The following is a 16,683-nucleotide window of genomic DNA, read 5'->3' as shown; positions in this document are numbered from 1 at the left end:
CCAAGCGTGCCGTTAGCGCCAGCCGAGGGCCGGTGCTACCTGCTTGAGGATTGTTTCGATCACATGGGCGTTGTAATCGACGCCCAACTGGTTCGGCACCGTCAGGAGCAGCGTGTCGGCCTCGGCGATGGCTTTATCTGCCTTCAGCTGTTCGATCAGCTTTTCCGGCTCGGCGGCATAGCTGCGCCCGAAGATCGCGCGCGTCTTGTCGTCGATATAACCGATCTTGTCGTCGCCTTCGTTGCCGTAACCGAAATAGGACCGGTCGCGGTCGTTGACGAGCGCGAAGATGCTGCGGCTGACCGATACACGCGGCTCGCGGTTATGGCCTGCTTCCTTCCAGGCTTCCCGGAAGGTGCGGATCTGCTGCGCCTGCTGGACATGGAAAGGTTCGCCCGTTTCATCCGTCTTCAGGGTGGAGCTTTGCAGGTTCATGCCAAGCTCTGCCGCCCAGACCGCCGTCGCATTGGAGCTTGAGCCCCACCAGATGCGCTCGCGCAGCCCTTCGGAATGCGGCTCTAGCCGCAGAAGGCCGGGCGGGTTGGGGAACATCGGGCGCGGGTTCGGCTCAGCGAAACCTTCGCCCTTCAGAAGCTCGAGGAAGACTTCGGTGTGCTGGCGCGCCATGTCTTCTTCGCTTTGGCCCTCGGCCGGGCGGTAACCGAAATAACGCCAACCATCAATCACCTGCTCGGGCGAGCCGCGGCTGATGCCGAGCTGCAGGCGCCCGCCGGCGATGAGATCGGCCGAACCGGCGTCCTCCGCCATGTAGAACGGGTTTTCATAGCGCATGTCGATGACGCCGGTGCCGATCTCGATCTTCTTCGTGCGCGCGCCGACGGCGGCCAGCAGCGGAAAGGGTGAGGCAAGCTGGCGGGCGAAATGGTGCACGCGGAAATAGGCGCCGTCAGCGCCCAGTTCTTCCGCAGCCACGGCAAGGTCTATCGATTGCAGCAGCGTGTCCGCAGCCGAGCGGGTTTGCGACTGGGGCGAGGGCGTCCAGTGGCCGAAGGACAGGAATCCGATCTTTTTCATGATGACCTTCCAGATGTCGTAGGATGCCGGCTTTGCCAGCCAGCTTTGTTGTTGTCAGTCATATAAGCAGTTGGGCGCGTTCTCCAATTCGCCACCGGTAGACACGGTGTCGCCGAAATGTGAACGATGCCGCTCAAGCGGTCGTCTTTCGATCGAGCACGAAGAGATTTTGGTGGGCGCGGGCGGTGGTGAGAATGAAATCCATAAGCGAGCGCACCCGCGGCACGTTGGCAAGGTCCTGGTGGCTCGTCAGCCAATAGCCTCGACGCAGCTCCACTTCACCGGAAAGCACCATTTGCAGATCCGGAAAGCGGGCGGCGATGAAATTCGGCAAAATGCACAGCCCTCTGCCGCTTAGCGTTGCGGTCAGCTGCGCAAAAATGCTCGAGGACTGGAAACTCGGCCGCAGACCGGGCAGCACGTCACGCATATAATCGAGGCCCGGTGAGAAGATCAGGTCCTGCACGTAGCCGATGAAGAAGTGGTCGAGCAGGTCCTCGCGCTTTACAATTTTCGGCCGCCCGGCGAGATAGGAACGCGAGGCATAGATATGCAGCGTGTAATCGATGATCTGTTCATTGATGTAAGGACCGGCCTTTGGCGGATCGAGCGTTACCGCCACATCCGCCTCTTTTTTGGACAGCGCCATGATCTGCTGGATCGTCACCATCTCCACCATGATGTGGGGATGGGTGACGGCGAAGTCTTTCAGCCTCTCCACGAAGAAAAAATTGGAAAAACCTTCAGGCGCGCTAAGGCGCACCACTCCGCGCAGCAAGCTGCCGCTTTCGGAAATGTCCGATTGCAGCCTTTCCGCTTCAGCCTCTATGCGCTCGACGGTATCGACCAGCCGCCGCCCGACGGTCGTAAGTTCATAACCGCGCGGATTGCGCTCGAACAGCTTGGTTTTCAGGGAAAATTCCAGCCGGTCGATATGGCGGGAGACGGTGGCGTGGCTGGTGCGCAGGCTTCGGGCGGCCGATGAGAGCTGTCCGGTGCGGGCCACGGCCAGAAAATATTGTAGGTCGTCCCAGGTGAAAGGGGTGGCCATATTTGTCTCCCATCAAAAGTTCTGTTCAAAAATGAACAGTTCCTGTTCGCAATTTGATGATGCCCCGCTCTTGTGTCAACGGCCGAATTCGAGAAGTCTAGGCTCAGGATGCATCGCTTTGAGGAGGGCGGTGTAACCGTTCAAGCGCAATGGTTTCGTTCACCGTTGCACAGACAATCTGAGGCTCGCAATCATCTCTGGGAGGAGAAGTCATGCGCAAGAGTATCGTTTTATCCACGGCCATGGTGCTGGCCGCTGGCACCGCCGCTTATGCCGCCGAGATTTCGGACGGCAAGGTCAAGATCGGCATTTTGAACGACCAGTCGGGCGTCTACGCCAATTTCGGCGGCAAATACTCTTATGAGGCCGCGAAGATGGCGGTTGAGGATTTTGGCGGCAAGGTGCTCGATGCGCCGGTGGAAGTGGTGACCGCCGATCATCAGAACAAGGCGGATGTCGCCTCCAATATCGCCCGCCAGTGGTATGACACCGAACAGGTCGATTCGATCATGGAACTTACCTCGTCGTCGGTGGGTCTGGCTGTGCAGGCGCTGTCGAAGGACAAGAAGAAGATCACCATCAATACGGGTGCGGCAACCACCGAACTGACCGGCAAGCAGTGCAGCCCCTATGGTTTCCACTGGGCCTATGACACCTATTCGCTGGCGGTCGGCACCGGCGGCGCGCTCGTCAAGCAGGGCGGCGACAGCTGGTTCTTCCTGACCGCCGATTATGCCTTCGGTTATTCGCTGGAAGAAAACACCGGCAATTTCGTCAAGGCCAATGGCGGTAAGGTGCTGGGTTCCGTGCGCCATCCGCTCGCCACGACGGATTACTCTTCCTTCCTTTTGCAGGCGCAGTCCTCGGGCGCGAAGGTCATTGGTCTTGCCAATGCCGGTCTCGATACCTCCAACGCCATCAAGCAGGCGGCCGAGTTCGGCATCGTCGCCGGTGGCCAGCGGCTCGCGGCGCTTCTCTTCACACTCGCCGAAGTTCACGGCCTCGGTCTCGAAGCGGCTCAAGGGTTGACGCTGACGGAAGGTTTTTACTGGGATCGCGACGATGAATCGCGCAAATTCGGCGAACGCTTCAAGGAGCGCACCGGCGCCATGCCGAACATGGTCCATGCGGGCACCTATTCCGCCGTGCTGCACTACCTGAAGGCCATAGAAAAGGCCGGCACCGACGATGCCGATGCCGTTGCAAAGGCCATGAAGGAAATGCCGGTCAATGACGTCTTCGCCAAGGATGGCCAGGTCGCCGCCAATGGCCGCATGATTCACGACATGTATCTCATGGAAGTGAAGAAGCCGGACGAAAGCAAGCAGCCCTTTGATTATTACAAGGTGCTCGCCACCATCCCCGGCAAGGAAGCCTTCATGGACCCCGCAAAAAGCGGTTGCCCGCTGGTAACGCAGTAAAGAAGAATAAAAAGGGGAAAGCTTGATGATGATCGCTCCCGCCCCCGCCGGGCAGGCCGAACCTCGCGTCGTTCTTTCGGCGCGTGGTCTCTCCAAGACCTTCGGCGCATTCGCGGCCGTGAAAAACGTCGATCTCGACGTCCACCATGCCCGCGTGCATGCGCTTATCGGTCCGAACGGCGCCGGCAAAACAACGGTCTTTAATCTATTGACCAAGTTTCTCCAGCCGACGGGCGGGGCGATCACCTTCATGGGAACGGATATAACAAGGACGCCGCCGGACAAGGTGGCGCGTCTCGGCCTCGTCAGGTCTTTCCAGATATCGGCGGTGTTTCCGCATCTGACGGTTCTGGAAAATGTGCGGGTGGCGTTGCAGCGGCCGAATGGCCTTGCAACGCAGTTCTGGCTGCCGCTCTCCTCACTCGACAGGCTGAACGCCCGCGCTGAGGAACTGATCGCCACGGTCGGCCTCACACGGGAAAAACATGCGCTTGCGGCCGATCTTTCTTACGGCCGCAAGCGGGTTCTCGAAATCGCCACCACGCTGGCGCTGGATCCGAAGGTTCTGCTGCTCGATGAGCCGATGGCCGGCATGGGCGGGGAAGATGTCTCCCATGTGGCCGAACTCATCCGGGAGGTGGCCAAGACTCGCGCGGTGCTGATGGTGGAACATAATCTGAAAGTCGTGGCGGATATCTGCCATCAGGTCACGGTGTTGCAGCGCGGCGAAATTCTGGCGGAGGGTGATTATGCCACCGTTTCAGCCGATCCGCGGGTGCGCACGGCCTATATGGGCACGGAGGAGGCCTGATATGGCGGCAATGCTCGAAGTCTCCAACCTCAAATCCTGGTATGGCGAAAGCCAGGCGCTGCACGGTGTCGATCTGTCGGTCGGCGAGGGCGAAACCATCACCATTCTCGGCCGCAACGGTGTGGGCAAGACCACGACGCTGCGCACCATCATGGGTATCATCCGCAACCGCAAGGGTTCCATCAAGCTGGGCGGCAAGGATATGATGCCGGTGCCGCTGCATCGCACGGCAAAATACGGCCTCGGTTTCGTGCCGGAGGAGCGCGGCATCTTCGCGACGCTGAGTGTCGAGGAAAATCTGATGCTGCCGCCCGTCGTCGCCTCCGGTGGCATGACGCTCAATGAAATCTACGAGCTGTTTCCCAATCTATACGAACGTCGCACCAGCCCCGGCACCAAGCTCTCCGGTGGCGAACAGCAGATGCTGGCCATGGCGCGCATCCTGCGCACCGGCGTAAAGGTGCTGCTGCTCGACGAGCCGACAGAGGGACTTGCGCCCGTTATCGTGCAGCGCATTGGCGAGGTGCTGCAAAAGCTGAAGAGCCGCGGCATGACCGTTGTTCTGGTCGAACAGAATTTCCGTTTCGCCAGCCGTATCGCCGACCGTTTCTACCTGATGGATCACGGCCAGATGGTCAGCAACTTTCCGGTCAGCGAGCTTTCCGGCCGTATGGGCGAACTCAACAAAGTGCTGGGGGTTTAACGATGACGATGCTCTTCGGTATTCCAATTCAGGCGCTGCTCGGGCAATTGCTGGTGGGCCTTATCAACGGCTCGTTTTATGCGCTGCTGTCTTTGGGCCTTGCCGTCATTTTCGGCCTGCTGCGCGTCATCAATTTTGCGCATGGGGCGCAATATATGCTCGGCGCTTTTGTCGCCTTTCTCGGCCTGCAATATTTCGGCATCAATTTCTGGGCGGCGCTGGTGGTGACACCGCTCGTTGTTGCGCTTTTCGGCGCGATCGTCGAACGCTTCCTGCTGTCGCGGCTTTATGATCTCGATCCGCTTTACGGGCTGCTCTTCACCTTCGGCTTGGCGCTTGTGGTGGAAGGCACGTTCCGCTGGCTTTACGGCGCTGCCGGCCAGCCTTATTCGGTGCCGCGTGAGCTTGCCGGCGGCACCAATCTCGGCTTCATGTTCCTGCCGAACTACCGCGCCTTTGTCGTCGTGATTTCGCTCATCGTCTGCATCGCCACCTGGGCCTTGATCGAAAAGACGCGTCTCGGCTCTTATCTGCGTGCTGCGACGGAAAACCCGACACTGGTGCAGGCCTTCGGCATCAACGTGCCGGTGCTGCTGACGCTGACCTATGCCCTGGGCGCTGGCCTTGCCGGTTTCACCGGAGTTCTCGCAGCGCCCATCTATCAGGTCTCGCCGCTGATGGGCACCAACCTCATCATCGTCGTCTTCGCCGTGGTCGTCGTCGGCGGCATGGGGTCGATCATGGGCGCCATCGTCACCGGCTACATGCTGGGCGTCGCCGAAGGCCTGACCAAGGTGTTTTATCCGGAAGCCTCCAACATCGTCATCTTCGTCATCATGGCCTTTGTGCTGCTCATCCGCCCCGCCGGACTTTTCGGAAAGGACGCCTGATATGTCCAAAGCCACCCACAACCCCACCGCCGGTGCGATGCCGCAAACCGAAGTCTCTGCGACCGCCGGCACCATCAAGACCGTGCTTATTCTGGCTGGCCTTGCTGTCCTCGTCGCCGCGCCGATGTTCGTTTATCCGATCTTTCTGATGAAGCTGCTGTGCTTTGCGCTTTTTGCCTGCGCCTTCAATCTGCTGATCGGTTACACGGGACTGCTGTCCTTCGGCCATGCGGCATTCTTTGGCGGTGCGGCCTATTTCACGGCCTATTCGGTGAAGGAATGGGGCGTCACGCCGGAGATCGGCCTTGTCATCGGCATGGCAGGGGCGGCCCTTCTCGGCTTGGTCATCGGCTTTTTCGCCATCCGCCGCCAGGGCATCTATTTCGCCATGATCACGCTGGCACTGTCGCAGATGTTTTATTTCTTCTGCCTTCAGGCGCCGTTTACCCATGGCGAGGATGGGTTGCAGGGCGTGCCGCGCGGCCATCTCTTCGGCCTTCTCGACCTTAATGCGCCGCTCAATATCTATTACACGGTGCTTGCAGCCTTTGTGCTGGCACTGCTGGTCATCTGGCGTTTCGTCAATTCGCCCTTCGGCATGATCCTGAAATCGATCCGCGAAAACGAGCAGCGCGCCATTTCGCTGGGCTACAGCGTGCAGCGCTACAAGCTCGGTGCTTTCGTCATGTCGGCGACGCTGGCCGGTCTTGCGGGTGGCCTCAAAGCGCTGGTGTTCCAGTTCGCAACGCTCACCGACGTCACCTGGCAGATGTCCGGCGAAGTGATCCTGATGACGTTGCTCGGCGGTATCGGCACCATGATCGGCCCGATTTTTGGTGCGGGTCTCGTCGTTACCTTGCAGAACTATCTCGCGACATCGGATTTCCCGGTCACCATCATTACCGGCCTTGTCTTCATGGCCTGCGTCCTGGTGTTCCGGCGTGGTCTTATCGGCGAATTTTACGCGTCGCGGCTCGGGAGAAAACTCGGCTTTCAGCACCGCAGCTAGACATTTTTAAAACACTTGGAAGGCGGCCTCCGCGTCCGGAACGGTGCGGCAAGGGTGACGCGTGGAGAAGAGCATGGGCGAATATGACTATATCGTCATCGGAGCGGGGAGTGCCGGATGCGTTCTCGCCAACCGCCTTTCGAAAGATCCGAACAACCGCGTTTTGCTTCTGGAAGCGGGCGGCAACGATAATTACCACTGGATCCACATTCCGGTCGGTTATCTCTATTGCATCAACAATCCGCGCACCGACTGGTGTTTCAAAACGGTGGAAGAGCCGGGGCTTAACGGCCGCTCGCTGATCTATCCGCGCGGCAAGGTGCTTGGCGGCTGCTCCTCCATCAATGGCATGATCTATATGCGCGGCCAGGCGCGCGACTACGATATGTGGCGGCAGCTCGGCTGCGAGGGCTGGGGGTGGAACGATATCCTTCCCTATTTCCTGAAGTCGGAAGACTTCTATCGCGGCAAGAGCGATCTGCATGCCGCCGGCGGCGAATGGCGCGTGGAAAAGGCGCGGGTGCGCTGGGATGTGCTGGACGCGTTCCAGAAGGCAGCGGGCGAAGCGGGCATTCCAGCGACCGATGATTTCAACCGGGGCGACAATGAAGGCGCCGGTTATTTCGATGTCAACCAGCGGGCCGGCTGGCGCTGGAACACGGCGAAAGCCTTTCTGAAGCCGGTGCTTGGTCGCAAGAACCTGACGGTGCTGACCAAGGCGCATGTTAAGCGTCTCATCATCGAAGAGGGCCGGGTGACCGGCGTCGAGTTTCACCATGACGGCGTCTTGAAAACGATGCGGGCGCGGCGCGAGACGGTGCTGTCCGCCGGCGCGATCGGTTCGCCGCATGTTCTGGAGCTTTCCGGCGTCGGCCGCGGCGATGTGCTGCAGGCGGCCGGTATCGACACCGTGGCCGAGGTTCAGGGTGTGGGCGAGAACCTGCAGGACCATCTGCAATTGCGCATGGTCTACAAGGTCTCCGGCGTCCTGACGCTGAATGAAAGGGCCTCCACCCTGTTCGGCAAGGCGAGGATCGGGCTGGAATATGCGCTGACGCGCTCCGGGCCGATGTCGATGGCACCCAGCCAGCTCGGCGTCTTCACCCGCTCCTCGCCAGAAAAGGAAACCGCCGATCTGGAATATCATGTCCAGCCGGTTTCACTCGACAAGTTCGGCGATCCGGTTCACAATTTTCCGGCCATTACCGCAAGTGTCTGCAATCTGCGGCCGGAAAGCCGGGGTTCAGTGCATGTGAAAGGACCGGATTTCGCCATGCAGCCGGAAATCCGCCCGAACTATCTTTCCACCGAAGGCGACCGCCAGGTGGCCATCGACGCCATGCGGCTGACGCGCCGCATCGTGGCCCAGCCGTCCTTCGCGCGCTTCAAGCCGGAAGAATACAAGCCGGGTCCCTCCTTTGAAAACGACAATGATCTTGCCAAAGCGGCGGGCGATATCGGCACCACCATCTTCCACCCTGTCGGCACGCTGCGCATGGGGTCGGATATGGAAAGCGTTGTCGATGCGCGGCTGAAATTCCGCCGGCTCGCCGGGCTGCGCGTCGCCGACGCATCGGTGATGCCGCGCATTACATCCGGAAACACCAATTCGCCGACGATCATGATTGCCGAAAAGGCTGCCGACATGATCCTTGCGGATAATCGCTGAAAGGAGCGCACCTATGAAGACCGTCGCTTTTCTCGGGCTGGGACATATGGGCCTGCCGATGGCCGCCAATCTCGTCAAGGCAGGTTATGCCGTCAGGGGATATGATCTTGCCGACGCCTGCCGCGCGGCGGCGAAAGAGGCGGGCGTTCCCGTCGCCTCGGATTCGGCCGAGGCCATCGAAGCCGCTGAAGTAATCATCACCATGCTGCCGAAGGGCGAACACGTCGTGTCGGTCTATGGCGATCTGGTTCGGAAAATCCCTGCTGGAACGCTTCTCATCGATTGCTCGACGGTGGATATGGAAAGCGCCCTGAAGGCGCATGAACTCGCCGCTTCCGCCGCTTGCTCCTCGGTTGACGCGCCCGTATCGGGCGGAACAGGCGGAGCTGCCGCCGGCACGCTCACCTTCATGTGCGGCGGTGAGGCTGCGGCCTTCTCTGCGGCAAAGCCGGTGCTTGAGGCAATGGGCAAGAAGATCGTGCACTGCGGCAAGGGCGGTAACGGCCAGGCGGCGAAGATTTGCAACAACATGATCCTCGGCATCTCCATGATCGCAGTCTCGGAAGCCTTCGTGCTGGGTGAAAAACTCGGACTTTCGCATCAGGCGCTGTTCGATGTCGCCGCCACTTCTTCCGGGCAATGCTGGTCGCTCACCACCTATTGCCCGGTACCGGGACCAGTGCCGACATCGCCCGCCAACAAGGATTACCAGCCCGGTTTTGCGGCGGCCCTGATGTTGAAGGATCTGAAGCTTTCGCAGGAGGCAGCGAATGGAGCCGGGGCTTCCACCCCGCTCGGCGCGGCGGCGGCGGCGCTTTATGAAAACTTCGTCGATGCGGGAAGCGGCGGGCGCGATTTTTCCGCCATCGTTGAGATGCTGCGTGGGGGCGATGCATGATGGACGCCACGCCTTCCGATATTCTGTGGGTGCCGCCGCGTGAAAGGCTGGAGCATTCGTCGCTTTTTTCCTTCGCGACGAAAACGGCAAAGCTGCACGGGCAGGCCGCCGATGACTATGCCGGCCTGCTGCGCTGGTCCATCGACGCGCCGGATGAATTTTACGATGCTCTGTGGGACGAACTCGGCATTATCGGCACGCGAGGCGACGTGGCGTTCAAACCGGGCGCGACGATCCGGGAGGCCGAGTTCTATCCGGGCACGAGGCTCAATTATGCCGAAAACCTGCTGCGCGATGCGGATGAGCGGCTGGCCATCATCGCCTATCGCGACGATGGAACAAGGCGCGAGATTACTCGCAAAGAGCTTTACGCCGAAGTGTCCCGCATGGTGCAGGCGCTTGCCCAAGCCGGTGTGAGGGAAGGCGATCGTGTCGGCGCCATCGTCACCCACGATATCGAGACGATCGTCAGCTATCTGGCTGTCAGCGCCATCGGGGCGATCTGGTCGTCCTGCTCCCCCGATTTCGGCCCCGCCGGGGCCTCGGACCGCCTTTCCCAGATCGACCCGAAAGTCCTCATCGCCGTGCCGGAATATGGTTATGCTGGTAAGCGCATCGATGTAGCCCCGACCATCCGTGCGGTGGCGGAAAGTGCAAGTCCCGAAAAGATCGTGCTGATCGGCGATGCCGTTCCCAAAAGCCTTGCCGATCTCGGCGGCGTGACGCTTACGGATTTCGTCGCGCCTTATGCGGGGGGTGAGATTGCCTTCAACCGTCTGCCCGTCAAGGCGCCGCTGGCGATCCTTTATTCTTCGGGCACGACCGGCAAACCGAAATGCATCACCCATTCCGGCGGCGGTTTGCTTCTTCAGCACATGAAGGAGCAGAAGCTGCAATGCGACATTCAGGAAGGCGAGCGTTTCTTCTATTTCACCACCTGCGGCTGGATGATGTGGAATTGGCAAGTATCCGGTTTGGCGCTCGGCGCAACGCTTGTCACCTATGACGGCAATCCCGGTTATCCAACCTCCGCGCGGCTGATCGATCTCATCGACGCCGAACGGATCGCCACTTTCGGCACATCGGCGAAGTTCATCGACGCTTGCCTGAAGGCTGGGCTGAAGCCGCGTGAAAGCCATGACCTTTCATCGCTCAGGACGATCCTTTCGACAGGCTCGCCGCTCATCCCGCAATCCTTCGATTATATCTATTGCGACTGGAAGGCCGACGTGCACCTCGCCTCCATTTCCGGCGGTACGGATATCTGCGCCTGTTTCCTCGGCGGCAACCCTTTGCAGCCGGTGCATCGCGGCGAATTGCAGGGCGCGATGCTCGGCATGGATATCGATACGCTTGACGACGAGGGCCGTTCCGTTCGCGGCGTCGCCGGTGAACTTGTCTGCCGCAACGCTCATCTGTCCATGCCGGTCAAATTCTGGGGCGATGAGGACGGCTCGCGCTATCAGGCCGCCTATTTCAATCGTTTTCCCGGCATATGGGCGCATGGCGATTTTGCCGAACTGCGCCCCTCCGGCGGATACGTCATCCATGGCCGCTCGGACACCACGCTCAATCCCGGCGGGGTACGGATCGGTACGGCGGAAATCTACCGGCAGGTGGAAACCGTGCCCGAAGTCGAGGAGGCCATTGCCGTCGGACAGGATATCGATGGCGACCAGCGGGTCATCCTTTTCATACGCATGAAAGAAGGCGCGGCGCTGACGGAAGAGCTGGAAAAGACCATCCGCAACCGCATCCGTTCAGGCGCCACACCGCGGCATGTGCCGGCACGGATCATCGCCGTCAGCGCCATTCCCCGCACCCGTTCGGGCAAGATTTCCGAAATCGCGGTGCGCGACACCATTCATGGCCGGCCGGTTAAAAATACCGATGCGCTCGCCAATCCGGAATCGCTCGACCTTTTCCGCAACCTGCCGCAGCTGAAGGACTAGGCCTATGGAGGATCAACCGAAAACCGCGCTTGTCACGGGCTCCACCAGCGGCATTGGGCTTGCCATCGCCAAGCGTTTCGCCGAAGCGGGATTTCGGGTCGCGTTGCATGGCATAGAGACGGCTGAGGAGGCGACGCCGGCGCTGGAGACCGTGGCGAAGGCGGCGCGGCACAGGCCGGTCTATTTTGCCGCCAACCTCGCCCATTATGACGAGAGCGCGCATCTGCCGGAAACCGTCATCGCCGAGTTCGGCCATATCGACGTCCTGGTCAACAATGCCGGCATTCAGAAGGTCGCGCCGATCGACGAGTTCGATTTCGCCGATTTCTCCCGCATCGTCGCCATCTCGCTCGACAGCGCGTTTCACACCATCCATGCGGCCTTGCCCGGCATGAAGGAAAGGGGCTGGGGCCGCATCGTCAATATCGCCTCCGCCCATGGTTTGCGTGCCTCGCCCTTCAAGGGGCCTTATGTGGCGACCAAACACGCGGTGGTTGGCCTGACGAAAAGCGTGGCGCTGGAGGTGGCCGAACTTGGCATTACCTGCAACGCCATCTGCCCCGGTTATGTCTGGACACCGCTTGTCGCCGCCCAGGTCGCCGATCAGGCGCGCGTGCATGGCATGAGCGAGGAGGACGTGGTGAAAAAGGTAATGCTTGCGCCGCAGCCGACCAGACGGTTTGTACAACCGGAAGAAGTGGCGGAAATGGCGCTCTATCTCGCGGGCGATATGGCCCGCTCCATCACCGGTGCCACCATCTCCATCGATGGCGGCTGGACCGCGAAATAATTTTCGCATACCCGCTTTAAGCGAACCGTCTCGTCGACTTCCGTCATTGTTGAACGGTTTCAATCCTGTATAATTTTCGTGGACGGCGGGGTTCAGCGCCGTATTCACGGAAAAGCGGGATGACGAACACAGGGTCTTTTGAGGCGCCGCTGGCGCGCTCACGCTTTGATACGCGCCAAGTACTGAAACGCGACGCCATGGCGCTGTGGCGGGATTCGATCAATGTGTTGTTCGATGCCCGCCTGCGGCGATCGCAGGATGACGGTTTCTTCGCCAGCGTCGATGCCGCTTTCATCGGCAATGTCGCGCTTGGCCGCACCCAGTCGTTCGCGCAGGATTTCGACCGTTCGCGCCATAAGATCGCCCGCGACGGCATGGATGGTTTTCTCCTGCAGTTCTACGTCAGCGGACAAAGCATGTCGCGGCGCGGATCGGGCGAGACAGCAGGCCCCGGCGACCTCTATCTCATCGATATGGCGCAGCCGCTGGCCACTACCACGTCGGATCACGATCATCTCAGCCTCGTCGTGCCGCGCCGGCTGCTGGAAGGCAGGCTTTGCGGTTCCGGCAATCATCATGAACGCGTGCTGCCGGCCGGTCTGCCGCTGGTATCGCTGCTGCGCGAAACGATGACGAGCATCTATCGCCATTTCGACGTCATGAACGCCAGTGAAGGCGCAGCCACGGTCTCTCCGCTTCTGGAACTTGCTGCGGCCGCCATCAACAATCATGTCGGGCACGGCAATGCGCAGGGCGTGCAGCGGGCGCTCAGGGCATCCATCCGGCGTTATATCGACAATCATCTGCTCGATCCGGCGCTGTCAGTGGAAAAGGTCGTGGGCGAATTCGGCGTGTCGCGACGCACCGTCTACCGGCTCTTCGAGCCGCTGGGTGGGTTTTCGGCCTTCATCACCCACCGGCGTCTCGAGCGCGCGATGGATTTCCTGCGGGCGCCGCAATCGGCGCATATGACGATTGCCGAGGTGGCTGCGTCCTATGGTTTCACCAATCCGGAAAATTTCAGCCGCGTCTTCAAGAAGACCTTCGGCCTTTCGCCGCGCCAGATGCGGCATTTCGCGTTGGAAAGCCATGATATTGCACCGGATATTCTGAAGCCGGATAGCGCCGAGTGGACACGCTGGATCGTACGGCTCGGCCGCTGATCACGCCTGGTCGGGCGTTAATCTGGCACTCAATGGCGGCTTGTTGGCACAATTCGACCATTCGCCGCAGTTGCGGCGCAACGGGGATGCGCATGGCCGCCAGACGTGCCAAAAAGGCGAGGTTATTTTTTTAGATATATTGCCTGACAATCATGATGCTGAAAATTCTTGCTTTTCTGGACCTGTGGCGCGGATGGCGCCCTGCGGTGAAAAAATACTTTTCTTTTTCGGACGCCGAATTTCTCAAGGCGCCATCGCCCTCGCTATTGGCGGATTTGGACGGCCTGCCAGACGAGTTATGGGAAATGGATGATGACGGAGCGCACTTGCCGGTCTCCTGGCTTGGGCTCGGGCAAAGCTTCAGCGCGGTGGATGTGACAGGCTGCGACGGCTCAGAGAGGTCTCGTATACCGGTCGAGTGCGGTTAGGCGCTCCGGTGATCTGGAACAAAACCCTGACCCCGGGGATTAGATCAGCAGGGTTACAGGGAGTGAAAGACATGGCCAGAGATAATGCCAGCTATCTTCGCGGTCGGGATGCGCCGAAAAGCGAAACGGCAACACGTGCGCGGCAGGGATCGCGCGGGCGTCCCGTCCTTGTCATTCTGATCGTCAGCGTGTTTCTTGCACTGGTGGTGTGGGCCGTTGTCGAATATTCGGTTTTCGAACCAGACGAAAACCGGCCGCAGAATTCGCAGACAGAAACAGCGCCCGTGCCGCAGCAGCCGTCCGGGTCCGGAACCTTCGACAACAATCCGGCAAATGGCCGTGCCCAGCCGCCATCGTCGACAGAGACAAATCCCGTACCGCAGGATTCGACCGGAGCCCCACAAAACCCGTGACCACCATGGCGTGAAGTTTTTTCGCGACGACGATGATTTTCATGGAACCATATCGCGCCCGATTTCATTTCACGCAAAGTGACAGGAATCGGGGGTTTCATTCATGGCAGTCACCGTCACTGCAGTTTTTCTCACGCTGATCGGCCTCGCGCTGTTCGGTTTCGGCTCTCAGCTCGTCATGCTGGGCGGGAGCTTTTATTACGTTCTTTCCGGGCTTGCCTTTCTGCTGACGGCCTTTCTGCTGTTCAAGCGCAATCGCGCAGCCCTCCATGTCTACGCCGTCTTCATTGTCGCGACGCTTGCCTGGGCCATCTGGGAAGTCGGCTTCGACTGGTGGCAACTTGGCCCGCGCGGCGGCGTCATCATTCTCATCGGTCTCTGGCTTCTGGTTCCATGGGTCAGAAAGCCGCTCGGTTTTGCAAGCCCGACCGGACATAGCTATGGGCCGAATGCCTGGCCGCTTGCCCTTTCCGTCCTCGCCTCCATCGTCGTGGCCGGATATTCCATGGCGCAGGATCCGCACGATACGGCAGGTTCCCTGCCGCAGGAAACGGCCTCGGCCACGCCCGTTTATGGTGGCGATGTCCCTGACGGTGACTGGCATCAATATGGCCGCACGCCCTATGGCCAGCGTTATTCACCGCTCACCCAGGTCAATGTCGACAACGTCTCGCAGCTCAAGGAAGCCTGGCGTTACCAGACGGGCGATGTGAAGCTGCCAGATGACGTGGGTGAAACCACCTATCAGGTGACGCCGCTCAAGATAGGCAATATGCTTTATATCTGCACGCCGCATAATTGGGCGATCGCCATCGACGCCGCCACCGGTAAGGAAAAGTGGAAATACGACCCCAATGTCGGTCTCAATCCGGACCGCCAGCACCAGACCTGCCGCGGCGTTTCCTATTATGCCGAGCCGAATGCCGCTGAAAGCACGGCCTGCGCACAACGCGTCTACCTGCCGACCTCGGACGCGCGGCTGATTGCTCTTGACGCTGCCACCGGTCAGGTCTGCACGTCCTTTGCCGATCAGGGTGTGCTGCATCTTGAGCAGGGCATGAAATACAATCCTGCCGGTTATTATTATTCAACCTCGCCACCCGTCATCGCCGCGGGCAAGATCATTATTGGCGGTGCGGTGAACGACAACTATTCCACACAGGAACAGTCCGGCGTCATCCGCGCTTTCGATGTGAACAGCGGCGCGCTCGTCTGGAACTGGGATTCCGGCAATCCGGCGAAAACCGAACCGATTGCGGCGGGTGAGACCTACACCACCAATTCGCCCAACAGCTGGTCGGTCTTCAGTTACGATGAAGGCCTCGGTCTCGTTTATATCCCGCTCGGCAATCAGGTGCCGGATCAGCTCGGCATGGGTCGCAGCGAGAATGTGGAGAAATATTCCTCCTCCATCGTCGCGCTGGATATCAATACCGGTAAGGATCGCTGGGTGCGCCAGACGGTTCATCACGATCTCTGGGACATGGACGTGCCGGCTCAGCCGGTGCTGCTCGACATCACCAAGGACGGCCAGACCGTGCCGGCCCTCGTCGGCCCGACCAAGCAGGGGGATATCTACGTTCTCGACCGGCGCACCGGCGAGCCGCTGCTGCCGATCACCGAAGAGCCTGCACCGGGCGGGGCAATCCCCGAGGATTTCACCTCTCCGACGCAGCCGACGACGGCGCTGTCCTTCAAGCCGGAGCCGTTGCAGGAAAAGGACATGTGGGGCGTTTCCATGTTCGACCAGCTCGCCTGCCGCATCCGCTTCCATCAGTTGAACTACAAGGGCCGCTATACGCCGCCCTCGCTGAACGGCTCGATCATCTATCCCGGCAATTTCGGCACCTTCAACTGGGGCAGCGTGGCGGTCGATCCCGAACGCCAGGTGATGTTCGGCATGCCGACCTATCTGGCCTTCACCTCGCAACTCGTGCCGCGCGCCGACATTCCGCCGAAGGGTCAGGACGAAAAAGGCAGCGAACAGGGCCTGAACCGCAACGACGGTGCGCCCTATGGCGTGTTCATGGGCCCGTTCCTCGGTCCGCTGCAGATTCCCTGCCAGGCCCCGCCATGGGGTTATGTCGCGGGCGCTGACCTGCGCACCGGCGATATCGCCTACAAGCACAAGAACGGCACGGTCCATGACATGACGCCGCTGCCGCTGCCCTTCAAATTGGGCGTGCCGGGCATTGGCGGGCCGATGATCACCAAGGGCGGCGTCGCCTTCCTCGGTGCTGCCGTCGACAACTATCTGCGCGCCTATGACCTGACGACCGGCAAGCAGCTCTGGGAAGCGCGTCTGCCGGCCGGCGGTCAGGCAACGCCCATGACCTATTCGCTGGAAAACGGAAAGCAATATGTTGTGATGGTAGCGGGCGGCCACGGTTCGGTTGGAACCAAGCCCGGCGATTACGTCATCGCCTATACGCTGCCATAGGGTCTACGGG

The 16,683-nt window shown here is 60.3% G+C and carries 15 protein-coding genes; 13 read left to right on the top strand and 2 right to left on the bottom strand.

All coding sequences use genetic code 11. The annotated features are described in order from the left end of the window. Positions 1 to 12: 12 nt before the first annotated feature. Together ACQZ48_RS19365 and ACQZ48_RS19360 are read right to left on the bottom strand one after the other, a co-directional pair. Positions 13 to 1,035, bottom strand: a complete 1,023-nt coding sequence (locus ACQZ48_RS19365; RefSeq protein ID WP_448729194.1) for an LLM class flavin-dependent oxidoreductase — start codon at positions 1,033 to 1,035, stop codon at positions 13 to 15. A 133-nt stretch (positions 1,036 to 1,168) separates the two neighbouring features. After that, positions 1,169 to 2,086, bottom strand: a complete 918-nt coding sequence (locus ACQZ48_RS19360; RefSeq protein WP_077984978.1) for a LysR family transcriptional regulator — start codon at positions 2,084 to 2,086, stop codon at positions 1,169 to 1,171. A 212-nt stretch (positions 2,087 to 2,298) separates the two neighbouring features. On the opposite strand from ACQZ48_RS19360, the gene ACQZ48_RS19355 reads away from it, so the two are divergent. The 13 genes from ACQZ48_RS19355 to ACQZ48_RS19295 all read left to right on the top strand — a co-directional run bounded on the left by ACQZ48_RS19355 (position 2,299) and on the right by ACQZ48_RS19295 (position 16,673). Beyond that, on the top strand, positions 2,299 to 3,507 hold the full coding sequence (locus ACQZ48_RS19355) for an ABC transporter substrate-binding protein (protein WP_077984977.1): 1,209 nt from the start codon (positions 2,299 to 2,301) through the stop codon (positions 3,505 to 3,507). 25 nt (positions 3,508 to 3,532) lie between these two features. Next, positions 3,533 to 4,318 carry an ABC transporter ATP-binding protein gene (locus ACQZ48_RS19350; RefSeq protein ID WP_077984976.1) on the top strand — a complete coding sequence of 262 codons (786 nt, stop codon included), beginning with the start codon at positions 3,533 to 3,535 and terminating at the stop codon, positions 4,316 to 4,318. A 1-nt stretch (position 4,319) separates the two neighbouring features. Beyond that, positions 4,320 to 5,021 (top strand): ABC transporter ATP-binding protein, encoded by a 702-nt coding sequence (locus ACQZ48_RS19345; RefSeq protein ID WP_448729193.1) that lies wholly within the window; start codon positions 4,320 to 4,322, stop codon positions 5,019 to 5,021. A gap of 2 nt (positions 5,022 to 5,023) precedes the next feature. After that, on the top strand, positions 5,024 to 5,911 hold the full coding sequence (locus ACQZ48_RS19340) for a branched-chain amino acid ABC transporter permease (protein WP_077984974.1): 888 nt from the start codon (positions 5,024 to 5,026) through the stop codon (positions 5,909 to 5,911). A 1-nt stretch (position 5,912) separates the two neighbouring features. Next, positions 5,913 to 6,920, top strand: a complete 1,008-nt coding sequence (locus ACQZ48_RS19335) for a branched-chain amino acid ABC transporter permease (protein ID WP_173991395.1) — start codon at positions 5,913 to 5,915, stop codon at positions 6,918 to 6,920. Positions 6,921 to 6,993: 73 nt separating this feature from the next. Beyond that, complete coding sequence (locus ACQZ48_RS19330; protein ID WP_142913444.1) at positions 6,994 to 8,589, top strand: GMC family oxidoreductase; 1,596 nt, start codon at positions 6,994 to 6,996, stop codon at positions 8,587 to 8,589. A 13-nt stretch (positions 8,590 to 8,602) separates the two neighbouring features. After that, entirely contained in the window at positions 8,603 to 9,487 is an 885-nt protein-coding gene (gene mmsB, locus ACQZ48_RS19325) for a 3-hydroxyisobutyrate dehydrogenase (RefSeq protein ID WP_077984972.1), read from the top strand. Continuing rightward, a complete protein-coding gene (locus tag ACQZ48_RS19320; RefSeq protein ID WP_448729192.1) occupies positions 9,484 to 11,439 on the top strand; it encodes an acetoacetate--CoA ligase in 1,956 nt (651 codons plus the stop codon). Before mmsB ends, ACQZ48_RS19320 begins: the two co-directional genes overlap by 4 nt. Positions 11,440 to 11,443: 4 nt before the next feature. Next, complete coding sequence (locus tag ACQZ48_RS19315) at positions 11,444 to 12,229, top strand: 3-hydroxybutyrate dehydrogenase (RefSeq protein ID WP_448729191.1); 786 nt, start codon at positions 11,444 to 11,446, stop codon at positions 12,227 to 12,229. A 119-nt stretch (positions 12,230 to 12,348) separates the two neighbouring features. After that, positions 12,349 to 13,392, top strand: a complete 1,044-nt coding sequence (locus tag ACQZ48_RS19310; RefSeq protein WP_077984969.1) for a helix-turn-helix domain-containing protein — start codon at positions 12,349 to 12,351, stop codon at positions 13,390 to 13,392. Between the two features lie 43 nt (positions 13,393 to 13,435). Next, entirely contained in the window at positions 13,436 to 13,705 is a 270-nt protein-coding gene (locus tag ACQZ48_RS19305) for a hypothetical protein (RefSeq protein ID WP_165691331.1), read from the top strand. A gap of 186 nt (positions 13,706 to 13,891) precedes the next feature. Beyond that, positions 13,892 to 14,233, top strand: coding sequence for a flagellar basal body-associated FliL family protein (locus ACQZ48_RS19300; protein ID WP_077984967.1), 342 nt, complete (start codon positions 13,892 to 13,894; stop codon positions 14,231 to 14,233). A gap of 103 nt (positions 14,234 to 14,336) precedes the next feature. Next, positions 14,337 to 16,673 carry a glucose/quinate/shikimate family membrane-bound PQQ-dependent dehydrogenase gene (locus tag ACQZ48_RS19295; protein ID WP_077984966.1) on the top strand — a complete coding sequence of 779 codons (2,337 nt, stop codon included), beginning with the start codon at positions 14,337 to 14,339 and terminating at the stop codon, positions 16,671 to 16,673. Positions 16,674 to 16,683: the final 10 nt, after the last annotated feature.

The sequence above is a fragment of the Agrobacterium sp. 22-209-1 genome (assembly GCF_053522485.1).
The sequence above is the reverse complement of the archived record's forward strand: the minus strand, read 5'-3'. Positions and strand labels throughout refer to the sequence as shown.